Source organism: Streptomyces goshikiensis (assembly GCF_014650555.1).
GTDB classification, from domain to species: domain Bacteria; phylum Actinomycetota; class Actinomycetes; order Streptomycetales; family Streptomycetaceae; genus Streptomyces; species Streptomyces goshikiensis.
On the sequence record NZ_BMVE01000007.1, the window covers coordinates 385,000 to 405,112 of the forward strand.

Sequence of the window (20,113 nt, forward strand, 5' to 3'; positions counted from 1 at the left end):
AGTGATGACCACCCCGAACGAAAAAGTCGTTGAAGCGCTGCGGGCCTCCCTCAAGGAAACCGAGCGGCTGCGCCGCCGGAACCAGGAGCTGACGGACGCCTCCCGCGAACCGATCGCCATCGTCGGCATGAGCTGCCGCTTCCCCGGCGGCATCAGCTCGCCCGAGGACCTGTGGAAGCTCGTCGAGAGCGGCGGCGACGCCATCTCCGGCTTCCCCGACGACCGCGGCTGGGACGTCGAGTCGCTGTACGACCCCGACCCCGACCACCCCGGAACCACCTACGCCCGCGACGGCGGATTCCTCTACGGGGCACCCGAGTTCGACGCCTCCTTCTTCGGGATCTCCCCGCGCGAGGCCCTCGCCATGGACCCCCAGCAGCGCCTCCTGCTGGAGACCTCCTGGGAGGCCTTCGAGCGGGCCGGCATCGACCCGGCGACCCTGCGCGGCAGCCGCGCGGGCGTCTTCGTCGGCGCGTCCGCCAACGCCTACGGCGCCGGCTCGGGCGAGCTGCCCGACGGCGTCGAGGGGCACCTGCTCACCGGCACCGCCTCCAGCGTGGTCTCCGGCCGGCTCGCCTACGTCTTCGGCCTGGAGGGCCCCGCCGCCACCGTCGACACGGCCTGCTCGTCCTCCTCCGTCGCCCTGCACATGGCCGTCCAGGCCCTGCGCCAGGGGGAGTGCTCGCTGGCCCTGGCCGCCGGCGTCACCGTCCTCGCCGGCCCGGAGGTCTTCGTCGAGTTCAGCCGGCAGCGCGGCCTGTCTCCCGACGGCCGCTGCAAGTCCTTCGCCGAGGCGGCTGACGGCACCGGCTGGTCCGAGGGCGTCGGCGTACTGCTGGTGGAACGCCTCTCCGACGCCCGCCGCAACGGGCACCGGATCCTGGCCGTCGTCCGGGGTTCGGCCGTCAACCAGGACGGCGCCAGCAACGGGCTCACCGCCCCCAACGGCCCCGCCCAGCAGCGCGTCATCCGCCAGGCCCTCGAAAGCGCCCGGCTGACCCCCGCCGACGTGGACGCCGTCGAGGCCCACGGCACCGGCACCACCCTCGGCGACCCCATCGAGGCACAGGCCCTGCTCGCCACCTACGGCCAGGACCGCCCCGCGGACCGGCCGCTGTGGCTCGGCTCCCTCAAGTCCAACCTCGGCCACACCCAGAACACCGCCGGGATCGCGGGCATCATCAAGATGGTCATGGCGATGCGGCACGGCGTGCTGCCCAAGACCCTGCACGTGGACCAGCCCACCACGCATGTCGACTGGACGGCCGGCGGCGTCGCCCTGCTCACCGAGCAGCGCGCCTGGCCGGAGACCGGGCGCCCGTACCGGGTCGGTGTCTCCGCCTTCGGCGTCAGCGGCACCAACGTCCACACGATCATCGAGCAGGCCCCGGAGGCCGACCGCGCCCCCGAGGCCGACCGGCCCGAGGGTGACGCGGGGCCCGAGCCGAAGGCCGTGCCCTGGATCCTGTCGGCCAAGGGCCGGGACGCCCTGCGCGGGCAGGCCGAACGGCTGCTGGCCCACGCCGGGGAGCACCCCGGGCTGAGCCCCGTCGCCGTCGCCCGGTCGCTGGCGGTCGGCAGGACGGCCTTCGAGGACCGCGCCGCGGTCGTGGCCGCGGACCGCGAGGGCCTGCTGGCCGGTCTCGCGGCGCTGGCGGCGGGCGAAGCGGCGCCGGGAGTGGTGACGGGCTCGCCGGCCGGCGGGAAGGTCGCCTTCCTGTTCACCGGTCAGGGCAGCCAGCGCCTGGCCATGGGCCGCGAGCTGTACGAGACCCACCCGGTGTTCGCGGCCGCGCTGGACGCGGTCTGCGAGCGGCTGGACCTCGAACTGCCCCTGAAGGAAGTGCTGTTCGGGACGGACGCGGACGTTCTGGACCGGACCGAGTACACCCAGCCCGCGCTGTTCGCGGTCGAGGTGGCGCTGTTCCGGCTGCTGGAGTCCTGGGGTGTCAAGCCGGACTTCGTCTCCGGGCACTCGATCGGTGAGATAGCCGCCGCGCACGTCGCCGGGGTGCTGTCCCTGGAGGACGCGTGCGCGCTGGTCTCCGCGCGCGGCCGCCTGATGCAGGCGCTGCCGACCGGTGGCGTGATGATCGCCGTCCAGGCCTCCGAGGAGGAGGTCCTGCCGCTGCTGACCGACCGCGTGAGCATCGCGGCGGTCAACGGGCCGCGCTCGGTGGTCGTCGCGGGTGACGAGGACGCGGCGCTCGCCGTCGCGGCCGCGTTCCCGGACCGCAAGTCCAAGCGGCTCACCGTCAGCCACGCCTTCCACTCGCCCCACATGGACGGCATGCTCGACGACTTCCGCCAGGTGGTGGCGGGGCTGTCCTTCGAGGCTCCTCGTATCCCGGTCGTCTCGAACCTGACCGGCGCCCTCGTCACCGACGAGATGGGCTCCGCCGACTTCTGGGTCCGGCACGTCCGCGAAGCCGTCCGCTTCCTCGACGGCATCCGCGCCCTTGAGGCCGCGGGCGTGACCACGTACGTCGAACTCGGCCCCGACGGCGTCCTGACGGCCCTCGCCCAGGACTGCGTGGAACAGGACGCCGTCTTCGTCCCCGTGCTCCGCAAGGGCCGCCCCGAGACCGAGAGCCTCGCCCTCGCCCTCGCCCGGGCCCACGCCCACGGCGCCCGGGTCGACTGGCACGCCTACTTCTCCGGCACCGGTGCCCGGCGCGTCGACGACCTGCCCACCTACGCCTTCCAGCGCCAGCGCTACTGGATCGAGCCGGGCACCCGGACCGGAGACGTGAGCACCGCCGGGCTGGACGAGGCCGCGCACCCCCTGCTCGGCGCCACCGTCGCCCTCGCCGACTCCGACGGCTACGTCTTCACGGCCCTGCTCTCCTCCACCACCCACCCCTGGCTGGTCGACCACCAGGTCATGGGCAGCGTCCTGCTCCCCGGCACCGCCTTCGTCGACCTGGCGATCTGGGCCGGGGACCAGGTCGGCTGCGACCTCGTCGAGGAACTGACCCTCGAAGCGCCGCTGATCCTGCCCGAACGCGGCGGCGTCCAGCTCCAGATGTACGTGAGCGCGCCCGACGCCGACGGAACGGGCCGACGCGCGTTCGGCCTCTCCTCCCGCCCCAAGGACAGCGCGCCCGACGAGCTCTGGACGCGCCACGCCAGCGGCGTACTCGCCCGGGGCGCCGTCCCGGCCCGGCCGGACGCCGCGTTCGAGCAGTGGCCGCCGGCCGGCGCCGAACCCCTGGCCACCGACACCCTCTACGCCGACCTCGCCGAGGTCGGCATGGGCTACGGGCCCGCGTTCCGCGGCCTCACCGCGGCCTGGCGGCACGGCGACAGCGTCTACGCCGAGGTCGCCCTGCCCGAGGAAACCGCCTCCGCCGCACGCGACTTCGGCCTCCACCCCGCCCTCCTCGACGCCGCGCTCCACACGCTGGGCCTCGGCGTCCTGGGCGGCACCGAGGGCGAAGGCCGCCTCCCGTTCGCGTGGAGCGGCGTGCGACTGCACGCCGGCGGGGCCGACGCCCTGCGCGTGCACCTCGTGCCCCGCGGGAGCGACGGCGTGCGACTGGAGATCGCCGACACCACCGGCGCGCCCGTCGCGAGCGTCGACTCCCTCGTCCTGCGGGCCGTATCGGCCGAGCAGGTCCAGGCGGCGCGCACCGCCCACCACGAGTCCGTGTTCCGGACCGAGTGGACGGCGCTGCCCGCCGCTGCCGCCGCCGGCGACCTTTCGGACCCGGTGCGCGAAGGCCGGTGGGCCGCCCTGGGAACCGCGGCCCCCGCCGCCCTGCTCGCCGACGCCGCCGCCCTCACCGTCCACGCGGGCCTCGCCGAGCTGGCGGCGGCGGTCGAGGCCGGAGCACCCGTACCCGAGGCCGTGTTCGTCGGCTACGGACAGGCCGCCGCCATCGCCGATGCCGATGCCGATACCGGTGCACCGGCCACTCCGGAGCTCTCCGCCGAGGCCGTCCACCGTGCCGCGCACCACGCCCTCGACCTGGCCCGGACCTGGCTGGGCGAAGCCCCCTTCACCGGCGACCGGTTCGCCGCCACCCGCCTGGTCGTCCTCACCCGGGGCGCCGTCGCGGCCGACGACACCGACACCGTCACCGACCCCGTCCACGCGGCCGTCCACGGCCTGCTGCGCTCCGCCCAGGCCGAGCACCCCGACCGGCTGCTGCTGATCGACACCGACGGCGCCGAGGACTCCGTACGCGCCCTGCCCGCGGCCCTCGCCGCAGGTGAGCCGCAGCTCGCCGTCCGCGCCGGCACCGTGCACGCGCCCCGCCTCACCCGCGTGGCCCGGGAGGACGCCGACGGGCCGACCCCGACCGACGCCGCCTCCGACGCAGCCCCGGTGTACGCGCCGGAGTCGACCGTACTGATCACCGGCGCCGGCGGCCTCCTCGGCGGTCTCATCGCCCACCGGCTCGTCGCCGAACACGGCGTGCGGCACCTCCTCCTCGTCGGCCGCCGCGGCGGCTCCACCCCCGAAGCACAGCGGCTCGGCGCCGAACTCGCCGCCGCGGGAGCCTCGGTGACCTGGGCGGCCTGCGACGTCGCGGACCGGGACGCGCTGGCGGCCGTACTGGCGGAGATACCCGCCGAGCACCCGCTCGGCGCGGTCGTCCACACCGCCGGCGTCCTCGACGACGGCGTCATCACCTCCCTCACGCCCGAACGCCTGTCGGCCGTACTGCGGCCCAAGGCCGACGCGGCCGTCCACCTCCACGAACTGACCCGCGACCTCGACCTCTCCGCCTTCCTGCTGTTCTCCTCCATCGGCGGCGTCTTCGGCGGCGCCGGCCAGGGCAACTACGCGGCCGCCAACGTCTTCCTCGACGCCCTCGCCCGCCACCGCCGCTCCCTGGGGCTCCCCGCCACCTCCCTGGCGTGGGCCCTGTGGGCCGACGGCGCGGGCATGGCCGGCAGCCTCACCGACGCCGACGTCAGCCGCATGACCCGCGGCGGACTGCCCCCGCTGACCTCGGCGGAAGGCCTCGACCTCTTCGACCTCGCGCACCGGCTCGACGAGGCCGCGCCGGTCCTGATGCGCGTCGACCTCGCGGGCCTGCGCACCCAGGCCCAGGCCGGCACCCTGTCCCCGCTGCTGCGCGGGCTCGTACGGGTCCCCACCCGCCGGCACGCGGGCGGCGCGGCCGCCGTCGCCGGCGGCTCCGGCCTGCGACAGCGCCTGGCGGGCCTCCCCGCCGCCGAGCAGGACCGCATGCTCCTCGACCTCGTACGGGGACAGGTCGCCACCGCGCTCGGCTACCCGGGCGCCGCCGCCGTCGAGCCGGGCCGCTCCTTCAAGGAGCTCGGCTTCGACTCCCTCACCGCCGTCGAACTGCGCAACCTGCTCGGCGAGGCCACCGGCCGCCGGCTGCCCGCCACCCTCGTTTTCGACTACCCGACGGCGACCGCCCTCGCGCAGTACCTCCGCCAGGAACTCCTCGGCGACCTCGACGCCGACCCGGGCAGCGGCGCCGACCGGGGCGGCCTCCCGGCCCGCCGACAGGCCGCCCGGGCCGCCCGCGCCGCGGACGACGACGACCCGATCGCCGTCGTCGCGATGAGCTGCCGCTTCCCCGGCGGCATCAACTCGCCCGAGGAGCTGTGGCAGCTGCTCGCCGAAGGCCGCGACGGCATCACCGCGTTCCCCGCCGACCGCGGCTGGGACCTCGACACCCTCTACAGCGACGACCCCGACCGGGAAGGCACCAGCTACGTCCGCGAGGGCGGCTTCCTGCACGAGGCAGCCGACTTCGACGCCGCCTTCTTCGGCATCTCCCCGCGCGAGGCCCTCGCCATGGACCCCCAGCAGCGCCTGCTGCTGGAAACCACCTGGGAGACCTTCGAGCGCGCCGGCATCGACCCCACCGGCCTGCGCGGCAGCCGCACCGGCGTGTTCATCGGCTCCAACGCCCAGGACTACCTCCAGCTCTGGCTGAACGACGCCGACGGCCTCGAAGGCCACCTCGGCACCGGCAACGCGGCCAGCGTCGTCTCCGGCCGCATCTCCTACTCGTTCGGCCTGGAGGGCCCGGCGGTCACCCTCGACACCGCCTGCTCCTCGTCGCTCGTCACCCTGCACCTCGCCGCCCAGGCCCTGAGGCGCGGCGAATGCTCGATGGCCCTCGCGGGCGCAGTGACGATCATGTCCACGCCCGGCGCGTTCACCGAGTTCAGCCGCCAGCGCGGCCTCGCCGAGAACGGCCGCATCAAGGCCTTCGCCGCCGCCGCCGACGGCACGGTCTGGTCCGAAGGCGTCGGCCTGCTGCTCCTGGAGCGGCTCTCGGACGCCCGCCGCAACGGCCACCCGGTCCTCGCCGTCGTGCGCGGGACCGCCGTCAACCAGGACGGCGCCAGCAACGGCCTCACCGCCCCCAACGGACCCTCGCAGCAGCGCGTCATCCGCGAGGCCCTCGCCGACGCCGGCCTGACGGCCGGGGACGTGGACGCCGTCGAGGCCCACGGCACCGGCACCCGGCTCGGCGACCCCATCGAGGCACAGGCCCTGCTCGCCACCTACGGCCAGAACCGGCCCGCGGACCGGCCGCTGCTGCTCGGCTCCGTCAAATCCAACATCGGGCACACACAGGCCGTCGCCGGTGCCGCGGGCGTCATCAAGATGGTCATGGCCATGCGGCACGGGGTGCTCCCGCAGACGCTACACATCGACGAGCCGACCCCTTACGTGGACTGGTCGGCCGGTGACATCGAGCTCCTGACCGAGCAGCGGGACTGGCCCGAGACCGGGCGTCCGCGCCGGGCCGGTATCTCCTCGTTCGGCTACAGCGGCACCAACGCCCACGCCGTCATCGAGCAGGCACCGCGGCACACGGAAGCGCCGGCGCACGCGACGCCCGCCGCACCGGGGCTCCCGGGCCTCCCCGTGCTGCCGTGGCTCGTCTCCGGCCGCACCGCGGCCGCCCTGCGCGCCCAGGCCGAACGACTGCTTCCGACCGCTGCCGACGCATCGGCGACGGCAGCCGGTGACCGGAGCGCACTCGACCTCGGCCACTCCCTCGCCACCCAGCGCGCCGCCCTGGAGCACCGCGCGGTGGTGATCGGCGCGCCGTCGGACGGCGAAGCCCTCGTGGCACGCCTGGCGGCACTGGCCGCCGGCGAGCAGGTGCCCGGTCTGGTGCGGGGCACGGTGTCGGGCGGCGGACTCGCCTTCCTGTTCACCGGTCAGGGCAGCCAGCGCCTCGGCATGGGCCGTGAGCTGCACGAGGCCTTCCCGGCCTTCGCTGCCGCGCTGGACGCGGTGTGCGAGCGGATGGACCTCGAACTGCCGTTGAAGGAGGTCCTGTTCGGGACGGACGCGGAGCTCCTGGACCGTACGGAGTACACCCAGCCGGCGTTGTTCGCCGTCGAGGTGGCGCTCTACCGGCTCGTGGAGAGCTGGGGCGTACGGCCGGACTTCGTGTCGGGGCACTCGATCGGTGAGATCGCGGCTGCGCACGTCGCCGGGGTGTTCTCGCTGGAGGACGCGTGCGCGCTGGTCGCGGCGCGTGGTCGTCTGATGCAGGCGCTGCCGTCGGGTGGCGTGATGATCGCGGTGCAGGCGTCGGAGGACGAGGTCCTGCCGCTGCTGACGGAGCGCGTGAGCATCGCGGCGGTCAACGGTCCGCGTTCGGTGGTCGTGGCCGGTGATGAGGATGCGGCTCTTGCCGTCGCGGCCGCGTTCCCGGACCGCAAGTCCAAGCGGCTGACCGTGAGCCATGCCTTCCACTCGCCGCACATGGACGGGATGCTGGACGACTTCCGCGAGGTCGTGGCGGGGCTGTCGTTCGAGACCCCGCGCATTCAGATCGTCTCCAACCTGACGGGCTCGGTCGTCTCCGACGAGATGGGCTCGGCGGAGTTCTGGGTGCGGCACGTCCGCGAGGCGGTTCGCTTCCTGGACGGCGTGCGTGCTCTGGAGGCGGCGGGTGTGACGTCGTTCGTGGAGCTGGGGCCGGACGGTGTGCTGTCGGCGCTCGCTCAGGACTGCATGACCGGCGACGCCGATGTTGCGTTCGTGCCGGTGCTTCGAGCTGGTCGGGGCGAGGCGGAGACGCTGGTCACGGCCGTGGCGCAGGCGCATGTGCGCGGTGCCGAGGTGGACTGGTCCGCCTTCTTCGCCGGTACGGGTGCTGGTCGGATGGAGCTGCCGACGTACGCGTTCCAGCGGCAGCGCTTCTGGCCGGAGACGGTCCTGTCGAACGGTGCTGTTGTCGCGGCGCCGACGGTCGACGCGGTCGACGCCCGGTTCTGGGACGCGGTGGAGCGCGGCGACCTCACGTCGCTCGCCTCCGAACTCTCCGTGGACGGCGACGCCCGCTTCGGCGAGCTCCTCCCCGCCCTGTCGGCCTGGCGTCGCCAGGGCCAGGAGCAGTCCGAGGTGGACGGCTGGCGTTACCGGGTGTCGTGGAAGCCGCTGACCGATGCCGCGACGGGTGTCCGGTTGTCGGGGTCGTGGCTGGTAGTGGTGCCCGCCGAGGGCGTGGATGACGCGCCGGTGGTGGCTGCGCTGGCCGGTCGTGGTGCCGAGGTCCGGCGGGTGGTCGTCGAGGCCGGTGCCGATCGTGCCGGTCTGTTCTCCGACGTGGGTCCTGTTGCCGGTGTGGTGTCGCTGCTTGCGCTGGATGAGGCGGCTGGGGTCGTCTCTACGGCTTCTCTGGTTCAGGCGTTGGGTGCGGCCGGGGTGGAGGCTCCGCTGTGGTGCCTGACCCGTGGCGCGGTGAGCGTGGGTCGTTCGGACCGTCTGGTGTCCGCGGTTCAGGCTCAGACGTGGGGCCTGGGGCGCGTGGCCGCTCTGGAGCTGCCCGAGCGTTGGGGTGGTCTGGTCGATCTCCCCGAGGTGTGGGACGAGCGGGCCATGGCCCGACTCGTCGGTGTTCTCGCCGGTTCTGGCGAGGACCAGGTCGCGGTCCGGTCGTCCGGTGTCTTCGGGCGTCGTCTCGTCCGGGCCACGGGTGGCGGCGCGGGTTCGTGGTCGCCGTCCGGGACGGTTCTGATCACCGGTGGTACGGGTGCTCTCGGTGGCCGGGTCGCGCGTTGGCTGGCCGGTGCGGGTGCGGAGCGTCTGGTGCTGACCAGCCGTCGGGGTCTGGATGCTCCGGGCGCCGCTGAGCTGGTGGCGGAGCTGGGCGTGGACGTGTCGGTCGTGGCGTGTGACGCCGCCGACCGGGATGCGCTGCGTGCGCTGCTGGAGGCCGAAGCCGAAGGCCTGACGGCCGTCGTTCACACCGCCGGTGTGCTCGACGACGGCGTTCTCGACGCCCTCACCCCGGAGCGTTTCGAGAACGTGCTGCGGGCCAAGGCGACCTCCGCCCTCAACCTGCACGAGCTCACCGTCGAACTCGGCATCGAGCTCTCCGCGTTCGTCCTGTTCTCCTCGATGAGCGGCACGATCGGTGCGGCCGGTCAGGGCAACTACGCCGCCGCAAACGCCTACTTGGACGCTCTGGCCGAGCAGCGCCGCGCTGCCGGGCTGGCCGCGACCTCGCTCGCGTGGGGTCCCTGGGCCGAGGGCGGCATGGCCGCCGACGAGGCCCTTGAGGCCCGGATGCGCCGGGGTGGTGTCCCGCCCATGAACGCCGATCTCGCGATCACCGCGCTCCGGCAGGCCGTCGGCTCGGACGACGCGGCCCTGACGGTCGTCGACTTCGACTGGGCGAAGTTCGTACCGGGATTCACCTCGGTGCGCGCCGGCAAGCTGCTCGGCGATCTGCCCGAGGCTGAAGCCGTCACCCGCGCCACGGAGAACGCGGGCGACCGTTCCGAGCGTTCGGGTTCGTCGCTCGCGGAGCGTCTTCGGAGCATGTCCGCCGGCGACCGCGAGCCGTTCCTCCTCGACCTCGTGCGCCACCAGGTCGCCGAGGTCCTGGGGCACTCCGGTGCCCAGGACATCGAGGCAGGGCGTGCCTTCCGCGAGATCGGGTTCGACTCGCTCACCGCCGTCGAGCTCCGCAACCGGCTCGGCGCGGCGACCGAACTGCGGCTGCCCGCCACGCTCGTCTACGACTACCCGACCCCGGCCGCGCTCGCCGCCAACCTGCTCTCTGAACTGCTCGGAGCCCAGGTCGAGGCGACCGGCCCGGTGGCGGCGGCCGTCGAGGACGACCCGATCGCGATCGTCGCGATGAGCTGCCGCTTCCCCGGCGGTGTGCGCACCCCGGAAGACCTCTGGCAACTGCTCGCCTCCGGCTTCGACGCGATCTCGGACCTTCCCCTGGACCGCGGCTGGGACCTCGACGCGCTGTACGACGCCGACCCGAGCGCGCAGGGCACCTCGTACGCCCGGCAGGGCGGATTCGTCTACGACGCGGCCGACTTCGACGCCGACTTCTTCGGTATCTCGCCCCGCGAGGCCCTCGCGATGGACCCGCAGCAGCGGCTCCTGCTGGAGACCTCGTGGGAGGCCTTCGAGCGCGCCGGGATCGACCCCGAGACGCTGCGCGGCAGCCAGGCGGGCGTGTTCGTCGGCACCAACGGCCAGGACTACCTCTCCGTCCTCATGGAGGAACCGGAGGGCCTTGAGGGCCACCTGGGCACCGGCAACGCCGCCAGCGTCGTGTCCGGCCGCCTGTCGTACGTGTTCGGGCTCGAAGGCCCGGCCGTCACCGTCGACACGGCCTGCTCGTCCTCGCTGGTCGCCCTGCACTGGGCGATCCAGGCGCTGCGGAACGGCGAGTGCTCGATCGCGCTGGCCGGTGGTGTCACCGTGATGTCGACGCCCGGCACGTTCATCGAGTTCAGCCGTCAGCGCGGCCTCGCCGCCGACGGCCGCATCAAGGCGTTCGCCGCCGCGGCCGATGGCACCGGCTGGGGTGAGGGTGTCGGCATGCTGCTCGTCGAGCGGCTCTCCGACGCCCAGCGCAACGGCCACCCGGTGCTCGCGGTCGTACGGGGCTCCGCCGTCAACCAGGACGGCGCCAGCAACGGCCTGACGGCCCCCAACGGGCCCTCGCAGCAGCGCGTCATCCGCGCCGCCCTCGCCAGCGCCGGACTGTCGGCCGCCGAGGTCGACGCCGTCGAGGCGCACGGCACCGGCACCACCCTCGGCGACCCGATCGAGGCACAGGCGCTGCTCGCCACCTACGGCCAGGACCGCGCCGACGGACAGCCGCTGCTGCTGGGCTCCGTCAAGTCCAACATCGGGCACACCCAGGCCGCGGCCGGTGTCGCCGGTGTGATGAAGATGGTGCTGGCGATGCAGCACGGAGTGCTCCCGCAGAGCCTCCACATCGACGAGCCGTCGCCGCAGGTCGACTGGGAGACGGGCGAGATCGCCCTGCTCACCGAGCAGCGCGCGTGGCCCGAGACCGGGCGTCCGCGCCGGGCCGGCATCTCCTCGTTCGGCTTCAGCGGCACCAACGCCCACACCATCATCGAGCAGGCGCCGCTCCCGCAGGCGGCGGGAGAGGCCACCGGACCGGTGGAACCGCACTCCCTGCCGCTCCCGCTGGTGATTTCGGCGAAGAACGGCGAGGGACTCCGCGCCCAGGCGGACAGCCTGCACGCACGACTGCTCGCGGACCCCGAGCTCCGTCCGAGTGACGTCGGCAGGACGCTCGCGACCGGGCGTTCGGCCTTCGAAGAGCGGGCGGCGGTGGTGGCCGTGGACCGTGAGGGTCTGCTGGCCGGCCTCGCGGCGCTGGCCGCGGGCGAGTCGGCCGCGGGCGTCGTCAAGGGTTCGCCCGCCGGTGGAAAGGTCGCCTTCCTCTTCACGGGGCAGGGCAGCCAGCGCCTCGGGACGGGGCGCGAGCTGTACGACGCCCACCCGGTGTTCGCGGACGCCCTGGACGCCGTGTGCGCTCGATTCGACCTCGAACTGCCTTTGAAGGACGTTCTGTTCGGGGAAGACGCGGACCTGCTGGACCGTACGGAGTACACCCAGCCGGCGCTGTTCGCCGTCGAGGTGGCGCTGTTCCGGCTCGTGGAGAGCTGGGGTCTGAAGCCGGACTTCCTCTCCGGTCACTCCATCGGCGAGATCGCGGCCGCGCATCTGGCCGGGGTGTTCTCCCTGGAGGACGCGTGCACGCTGGTGGCCGCTCGCGGTCGCCTGATGCAGGCGCTGCCCTCTGGTGGCGCGATGATCGCCCTCCAGGCCTCGGAGGAGGAGGTCCTGCCGCTGCTGACGGACCGGGTGAGCATCGCCGCCGTCAACGGCCCCCGGTCGGTGGTCGTCGCGGGTGACGAGGACGCGGCGGTCGCCGTCGCGGACGCGTTCCCGGGCCGCAAGTCCAAGCAGCTGACCGTGAGCCACGCCTTCCACTCGCCTCACATGGACGCCATGTTGGAGGAATTCCGCCAGGTGGTGGAGGGACTCTCGTTCGAGACGCCGCGGACGCCCATCGTCTCGAACCTGACCGGCGCGCTGGTCACGGACGAGATGGGCTCGGCGGAGTTCTGGGTGCGGCACGTCCGCGAAGCCGTCCGGTTCCTCGACGGCATCCGCGCCCTGGAAACCGCCGGCGTGACGACGTACGTCGAGCTCGGTCCCGACGGCGTCCTCTCCGCCCTCGGCCAGGAATGCCTCAGCGACGACGGCGCCGTGTTCGTACCCGTCGTGCGCAAGGGCCGCCCCGAGACCGAAACGGTCATGGCCGCTCTGGCCCGCAGCCACGTCCGAGGGATCCCCCTCGACTGGCAGGCGGTCTACGGAACCGGTGCCGTACGGGTCGACCTGCCGACCTACGCCTTCCAGCGCCGGCGGTACTGGCCGGAAGCGGCGCTCGTGCGACGCGGCAGCCTGGGCGCGCAGTCGGACATCGACGGCTGGCGCTACCGGGCGTCGTGGAAGCCGCTGACCGATGCCGCGACGGGTGTCCGGTTGTCGGGGTCATGGCTGGTGGTGGTGCCGTCCGAGGGTGTCGACGACACGGCTGTGGTGGACGCGCTGACTGCTCGTGGTGCGGAAGTCCGGCGGGTCGTTGTCGAGGCCGGGGTCCCCGGTCTGTTCTCCGATGCCGGTGCTGTGGCCGGTGTGGTGTCGCTGCTTGCGCTGGATGAGGCTGCGGGTGTTGTCGCGACGGCTTCTCTGGTGCAGGCGTTGGGTGCTGCCGGGGTGGAGGCTCCGCTGTGGTGCCTGACCCGTGGCGCGGTGAGCGTGGGCCGTTCGGATCGTCTGGTGTCTGCGGTTCAGGCTCAGACGTGGGGTCTGGGGCGTGTCGCCGCTCTCGAGCTGCCCGAGCGTTGGGGCGGTCTGGTCGATCTCCCCGAGGTGTGGGACGAGCGGGCGATGGCCCGTCTGGTGGGTGTGCTGGCCGGTTCTGGTGAGGACCAGGTCGCGGTGCGGTCCTCCGGTGTCTTCGGGCGTCGTCTCGTTCGGGCTGCGGATGGTGGCGCGGAGTCGTGGACGCCGTCCGGGACGGTTCTGATCACCGGTGGCACGGGTGCCCTGGGTGGCCGGGTGGCGCGCTGGCTGGCCGGTGCGGGCGTGGAGCGTCTGGTGCTGACCAGCCGTCGGGGTCTGGATGCTCCGGGTGCTGCTGAGCTGGTGGCGGAGCTGGGCGTGGACGTGTCGGTGGTGGCGTGTGACGCCGCTGACCGGGATGCGCTTCGTACGCTGCTGGAGGCCGAGGCCGAGGGCCTGACGGCTGTTGTTCACACCGCCGGTGTGCTCGACGACGGTGTCCTCGACGCCCTCACCCCCGAGCGCTTCGAGACCGTGCTGCGGGCGAAGGCGACGTCGGCGCTGAACCTGCACGAGCTGACCGTCGAGCTGGGTATCGAGCTCTCCGCGTTCGTCCTGTTCTCCTCGATGAGCGGCACGATCGGTGCGGCCGGTCAGGGCAACTACGCCGCCGCCAACGCCTACCTGGACGCTCTGGCCGAGCAGCGCCGTGCCGCAGGCCTCGCCGCGACCTCGATCGCGTGGGGTCCGTGGGCCGAGGGCGGCATGGCCGCCGACGGTGCGCTGGACGCCCGGATGCGCCGGGGCGGTGTGCCGCCCATGAGCGCCGAGTCGGCCGTCGAGGCCCTGCACCGTGCCCTCGCCGTGAACGACACCGTCGTCACCGTCGTGGACGTGGACTGGGCCCGCTTCGCCCCCGGCTTCACCGCCGTGCGCCCCAGCAGCCTCCTCGCCGAACTGCCCGAGGCCCGCAACGCCAACGCCGCCCGCGCGGGCCGCGAAGGCGGGGCCGACACGGCCGCCGACGGCCGTCACTCGCTCGCGCAGCGACTGGCGGGCCTTTCCGCCGCCGAGCGGGACCGGGCGCTGCTGGATCTCGTACGCAAGGAGGTCGCCGCGGTCCTCGGCCACGCCGGCGCGGAAAGCGTCGGTGCGGGAAGGGCGTTCAAGGAGCTCGGCTTCGACTCGCTGACGGCGGTCGAGCTGCGCAACCGCCTGGGCGCCGTCACCGAGTTGCGGCTCCCGGCCACGCTGATCTACGACTACCCGACCTCCGCCGACCTCGCGGACCACCTGCGCGGCGAACTCCTCGGTGACGAGGCCGCGGTGGCGGCCCTCGTCCCCGCGGCCAGGGCCCTGGACGACGACCCCATCGCGATCGTCGCGATGAGCTGCCGCTTCCCCGGCGGCGTCCGCACTCCGGAGGACCTCTGGCAGCTGCTGGCGACCGGCGGCGACGCCATCGGCGAGTTCCCGGCCGACCGAGGCTGGGACGCCGAGTCGCTGTTCGGGCCGCAGGCCGGGCAGGACGCCTCGTACGCCCGAGAAGGCGGGTTCCTCTACGACGTCGCGCAGTTCGACCCCGGCTTCTTCGGGATCTCGCCGCGCGAAGCCCTGGCCATGGACCCGCAGCAGCGGCTGCTGCTGGAGACCTCGTGGGAGGCCTTCGAGCGGGCCGGCATCGACCCCTCGTCGCTGCGCGGCACCCAGGCGGGCGTGTTCGTCGGCACCAACGGGCAGGACTACCTCTCGCTCGTCCTGAACTCCGCCGATGGCGGCGACGGCTTCATGAGCACCGGAAACTCCGCGAGCGTCGTCTCGGGGCGGCTCTCCTACGTCTTCGGGCTCGAAGGTCCGGCTGTCACCGTCGACACGGCGTGCTCGGCGTCGCTCGTGGCCCTGCACCTCGCGGTGCAGGCGCTCCGGAGCGGCGAGTGCTCGATCGCGCTGGCCGGCGGTGTGACCGTGATGTCGACGCCGGGCGCGTTCGTCGAGTTCAGCCGGCAGGGCGGGCTTGCCGCCGACGGCCGGATCAAGGCGTTCGCCGCTGCCGCGGACGGTACGGGCTGGGGCGAGGGTGTCGGCATGCTGCTCGTCGAGCGGCTGTCGGACGCGCAGCGCAACGGTCATCCCGTGCTCGCCGTGGTCCGCGGCTCCGCCGTCAACCAGGACGGTGCGAGCAACGGCCTGACGGCCCCCAACGGGCCCTCGCAGCAGCGCGTGATCCGCGCGGCCCTCGCGAGCGCCGGACTGTCGTCCGCAGAGGTCGACGCCGTCGAGGCGCACGGCACCGGTACGCGCCTCGGTGACCCCATCGAGGCGCAGGCCCTGCTCGCCACCTACGGCCAGGAGCGCCCGGCCGATCAGCCGCTGCTGCTCGGCTCCATCAAGTCGAACATCGGTCACACCCAGGCCGCCGCCGGTGTCGCGGGCGTGATCAAGATGGTCATGGCGATGCAGCACGGGGTGCTTCCGCAGACCCTGCACGTGGACGGCCCCACCCCGCACGTCGACTGGTCGGCGGGCGAGGTCGCCCTGCTCACCGAGCGGCGGGACTGGCCGGAGACCGGGCGTCCGCGCCGGGCCGGCGTCTCCTCCTTCGGCGTGAGCGGTACGAACGCGCACACCATCCTGGAGCAGGCCCCGGCGGCCCCCGCGGCCGTGGAGGAGGACAGCCCCGGTACGTGGCCGTGGATCCTGTCGGGCAGGACCGAGAACGCTCTGCGCGACCAGGCGGCCCGGCTCCTCGCGCACCTCGGCGCGGAGCAGGAGCCGCGTCCGGTGGACGTGGGCCACTCGCTCGCGACCGGCCGGGCGCTGCTCGACCACCGCGCCGTGATCGTGGCGGGGGAGCGGGAGGAGTACCGCGAGGCCCTGTCCGCGCTGGTGGCGGGCGACTCCGCCGCCGCGCTCACTCGGGGTGTGGCGGGCACCGAACAGCAGACGGCGTTCCTGTTCACCGGACAGGGGAGCCAGCGGCTGGGGATGGGGCGTGAACTCCACGACACCTTCCCGGTGTTCGCGGACGCCCTCGACGCGATCTGCGCGCACATGGACGCCCACCTCGAACTGCCGCTCAAGGAAGCGCTGTTCGACGCGGACGCGGATGTCCTGGATCGTACGGAGTACACCCAGCCGGCGCTGTTCGCCGTCGAGGTGGCGCTGTTCCGGCTCGTGGAGAGCTGGGGTGTGCGGCCGGACTTCCTGTCCGGTCACTCCATCGGTGAGATCGCCGCCGCCCATGTGGCGGGCGTGTTCTCCCTGGAGGACGCGTGCGCGCTGGTCGCGGCCCGGGGCCGTCTGATGCAGGCGCTCCCGGCCGGTGGCGTGATGATCGCCGTACAGGCCTCGGGGGACGAGGTCCTGCCGCTGCTGACCGACCGCGTCAGCATCGCTGCCGTCAACGGGCCGCAGTCGGTGGTCATTGCCGGTGACGAGGACGCCGCCGTCGCCGTCGCGGCTGCCTTCCCGGACCGCAAGTCGAAGCGGCTCACCGTCAGCCACGCCTTCCACTCGCCGCACATGGACGGCATGCTCGCCGACTTCCGCAAGGTGGCGGAGGGGATCGAGTACCTCGCCCCCCGCATCCCGGTCGTCTCCAACCTGACCGGCGCGCTCGTCACCGACGAGATGGGATCCGCCGACTTCTGGGTGCGCCACGTCCGCGAGGCGGTCCGCTTCCTCGACGGCATCCGCGCCCTGGAAGCCGCCGGAGTCACGACGTACGTCGAGATCGGCCCCGACGGGGTGCTGTCCGCGCTCGCGCAGGACTGCGTGACGGCGGACGCCACCTTCGTGCCCCTGCTCCGCAAGGGCCGCGCCGAGGCCGAAACCCTCGTCACCGCCCTCGGCCGGGCGCACGTCCACGGCGTCAGCGTCGACTGGCCGGCCCTCTACTCGGGAACCGGTGCGCGGCGCGTGGACCTGCCCACGTACGCCTTCCAGCACGAGCGTTACTGGGTGGACTCCTTCGTCTCGCCGGAGGACGCCCAGTCGCTCGGCGTGGAGTCGGCAGGGCACCCCCTGCTCGGCGCCGCGGTCGAGCTGCCCGACACGGGCGGGTTCCTGTTCACCGGCCGGCTCTCCCGCCGCACGCACCCCTGGCTGGCCGACCACGTCGTGGCCGACTCCACGGTCCTGCCCGGCGCGGCCTTCGTCGAACTGGCCCTGCGGGCCGGGGACGAGGCCGGTTGCGGGCAGGTGCGGGAACTGACCCTGGAACAGCCGCTCGTGCTGCCCGAGGACGGGGCCGTTCAGCTCCGCCTCACCGTGGGCGGCGCGGACGGCGACGGCCGCCGCCCCGTACAGGTGCACGGCCGCCCGGAGACGGCAGACGGCGACGGGGCCGACGGCGGGACCTGGTCCCGTCACGCCACCGGGTTCCTCACCGCGCCCGGCGAAACGGCCGCCCCGGCCAACACCGGGCCGTGGCCGCCCGCCGGAGCCGAGGAGATGCCCGTCGAGACGGTCCACGACCGGCTCACGGCCGCCGGACTCCACCACGGGCCGGCCCTGAAGACCCTGACCCGGGTCTGGGTGCGGGGCGAGGAGGTCTTCGCACAGGCACGACTGTCCGACGAACTCCACGCCTCGGCGGGCGGATACGCCCTCCACCCGGCCCTGCTCGACACCGCCGTGCAGGCGCTGGCCGCTGCCACCACCACCGGTGACACCGCCGGCCGCGAAGCGCTCGTCTGGCGCGGGGTACGGCTGCACGCGGCCGGAGCGGACGCGGTACGGCTGCGGATCACGCCCGACGGCGCGGACACCGTGTCCGTCGAGCTGGCCGACGAACAGGGCGCGCCCGTCGCCACGGTCGAGGCCCTGGTGACGCGGGAGCTCGACGCCGAGCGGTTCACGGTGGCCCCGGACGGGGTGCACGACGCCCTGTTCCGGCTCGACTGGGTGCGTACGGCGGTACCGGCCCGGGCCGCCGCCACGACCCTCGTGGTCATCGGCGGCGCCGCCGATGCCGCGGCCGCCGCACTGGGCGGCGCGGGGGTCCCCGCCGCCACGTACGAGGACCTCGCGGCGCTGGACGCGGCGATCACGGCCGGCCGGCAGCCGATGCCGGACACCGTGGTCGTGCCGTTCACGACGGCCACCACCGGCGCGCCGGAGCAGGTGACCGCCCTCCTCGCGCAGGAGGTGCGCGAGACGACGCACCGCGCGCTGGCGACCGTGCAGAGCTGGCTGGACAACGGCCGCTTCGCCGGAGCGCGCCTCGCCTTCCTCACCCGCGGCGCGGTGGCGGCCCACCGGGACACCGAGGCCGGCGACCTCGCCCACGCCCCGGTGTGGGGTCTGCTGCGGGCCGCGCAGACCGAACACCCCGACCGGTTCGTCCTCGTCGACCTCGACCCCGGCGCGGACGACATCCCGGGCCGGGCACTCGCGGGCGCCCTCGCGTCCACCGAACCCGAACTGGCCGTACGCGGCGGGGCGCTGTACGCACCCCGTCTCGCCCGGGTCACCGCCCAGGCGACGGCCGACGCCACGCCGAGCCGGATCGACGCACGCGGTACCGTCCTGGTCACCGGGGCCGGCGGCGGACTGGCGGGGCTCCTCGCCCGCCACCTCGTCACCGAACACGGGGTGCGGCACCTGCTGCTCACCGGCCGCAGGGGCGCCGACACCGACACCGCAGCCGAACTCACCGCGCAGCTCGGCGCGTTGGGGGCCGAGGTCACCTGGGCGGCGTGCGATGTCGCCGACCGGGACGCGGTGGCCGCGCTCCTGGCCTCCGTACCGGCCGACCGCCCGCTGACGGCGGTCGTCCACACCGCGGCCGTCCTCGACGACGGAGTCGTGGACCTGCTCACGCCCGAGCGGGTCGACCGGGTCCTGCGGCCCAAGGTCGACGGGGCACTGCACCTGCACGAGCTGACCCGGCACCTCGACCTGTCGGCGTTCGTCCTGTTCTCCGCCGCCGCCGGTACCCTCGGCGGGGCCGGCCAGGCCAACTACGCGGCGGCGAACGTGTTCCTCGACGCCCTCGCGCAGCACCGTCGGGCCCGCGGCCTGACCGCGCTGTCCCTGGTCTGGGGCATGTGGGCCGAGGAACGCGGCATGGCGGGCCGCCTCACCGGTGCGGAGCGGGCACGCGCCGCCCGCGGCGGGGTCACCCCGCTGTCGGCGCGGGACGGTCTGGAGCTCTTCGACCTGGCCCTCGCGGCGGACGACGAGCCGGTCCTGCTGCCGGTCGGGATCGACCTCCCGACCCTGCGGGCCCGGGCCGCCGACGGCGGCATCCTGCCCATGTTCCGCGGTCTGGTCCGCACTCCGTCGCGGCAGCGGCGGACGGCGGCGGCGACGCCCGGCGCGCACCGTACGGAGGAGACGGCCGCGGCCGCTTCCACCGGGGCGGGCGAGCCGACGCTGGCACAGCGGCTGGCCGAGCTGTCGGCCGCCGAGCGGGAGCGGACCGTACTGAACCTGGTGCGCAGCCAGGTGGCCGCCGTACTCGGGTACAAGTCGGCCGAACACGTCGGCGAGGAGCAGGCGTTCAAGGAGCTCGGCTTCGACTCGCTGACCGCGGTCGAACTGCGCAACCGGCTCGGCGCGGCCGCCGGGCTCCGGCTGCCCGCCACCCTCGTCTACGACTACCCGAACCCGGCCGCTCTCGCCCGGCAGCTGCTGAGCGAGGTCGCCCCGGAGGGCACGGCCGGACGGAAGCTCTCCGTACTGGAAGAGCTCGACCGCCTCGAAAGCACCTTCGCCTCGCTGGACCCGGCGGAACTCTCCGCCGCGGCCGACGACGACGCGGCCCACGCGCGCGTCGCGGTGCGGCTCCAGGCCCTGCTGGCCCAGTGGAACGACGCCCGCCAGACGGACGGCGAGACCGCGGCCGACGAGATCGAGGACGCGAGCGACGACGAACTGTTCGCCCTCATCGACAAGAAGTTCGGCCAGGGCTGAACCGCACCTTCCCGCCGTGCCGCCGGAACCCGATTCCGGCGGCACGGCCCCCTTGAATTCTCGTATTCCTGATCTCCTTAATTACTTCCACGA

General features: G+C 73.9%; 1 protein-coding gene. It reads left to right on the top strand.

All coding sequences use genetic code 11. The features are described from left to right. Position 1 precedes the first annotated feature (1 nt). Positions 2-20,020, top strand: a complete 20,019-nt coding sequence (locus tag IE248_RS22450; protein ID WP_373301579.1) for a type I polyketide synthase — start codon at positions 2-4, stop codon at positions 20,018-20,020. The last annotated feature ends 93 nt before the right edge of the window (positions 20,021-20,113 follow it).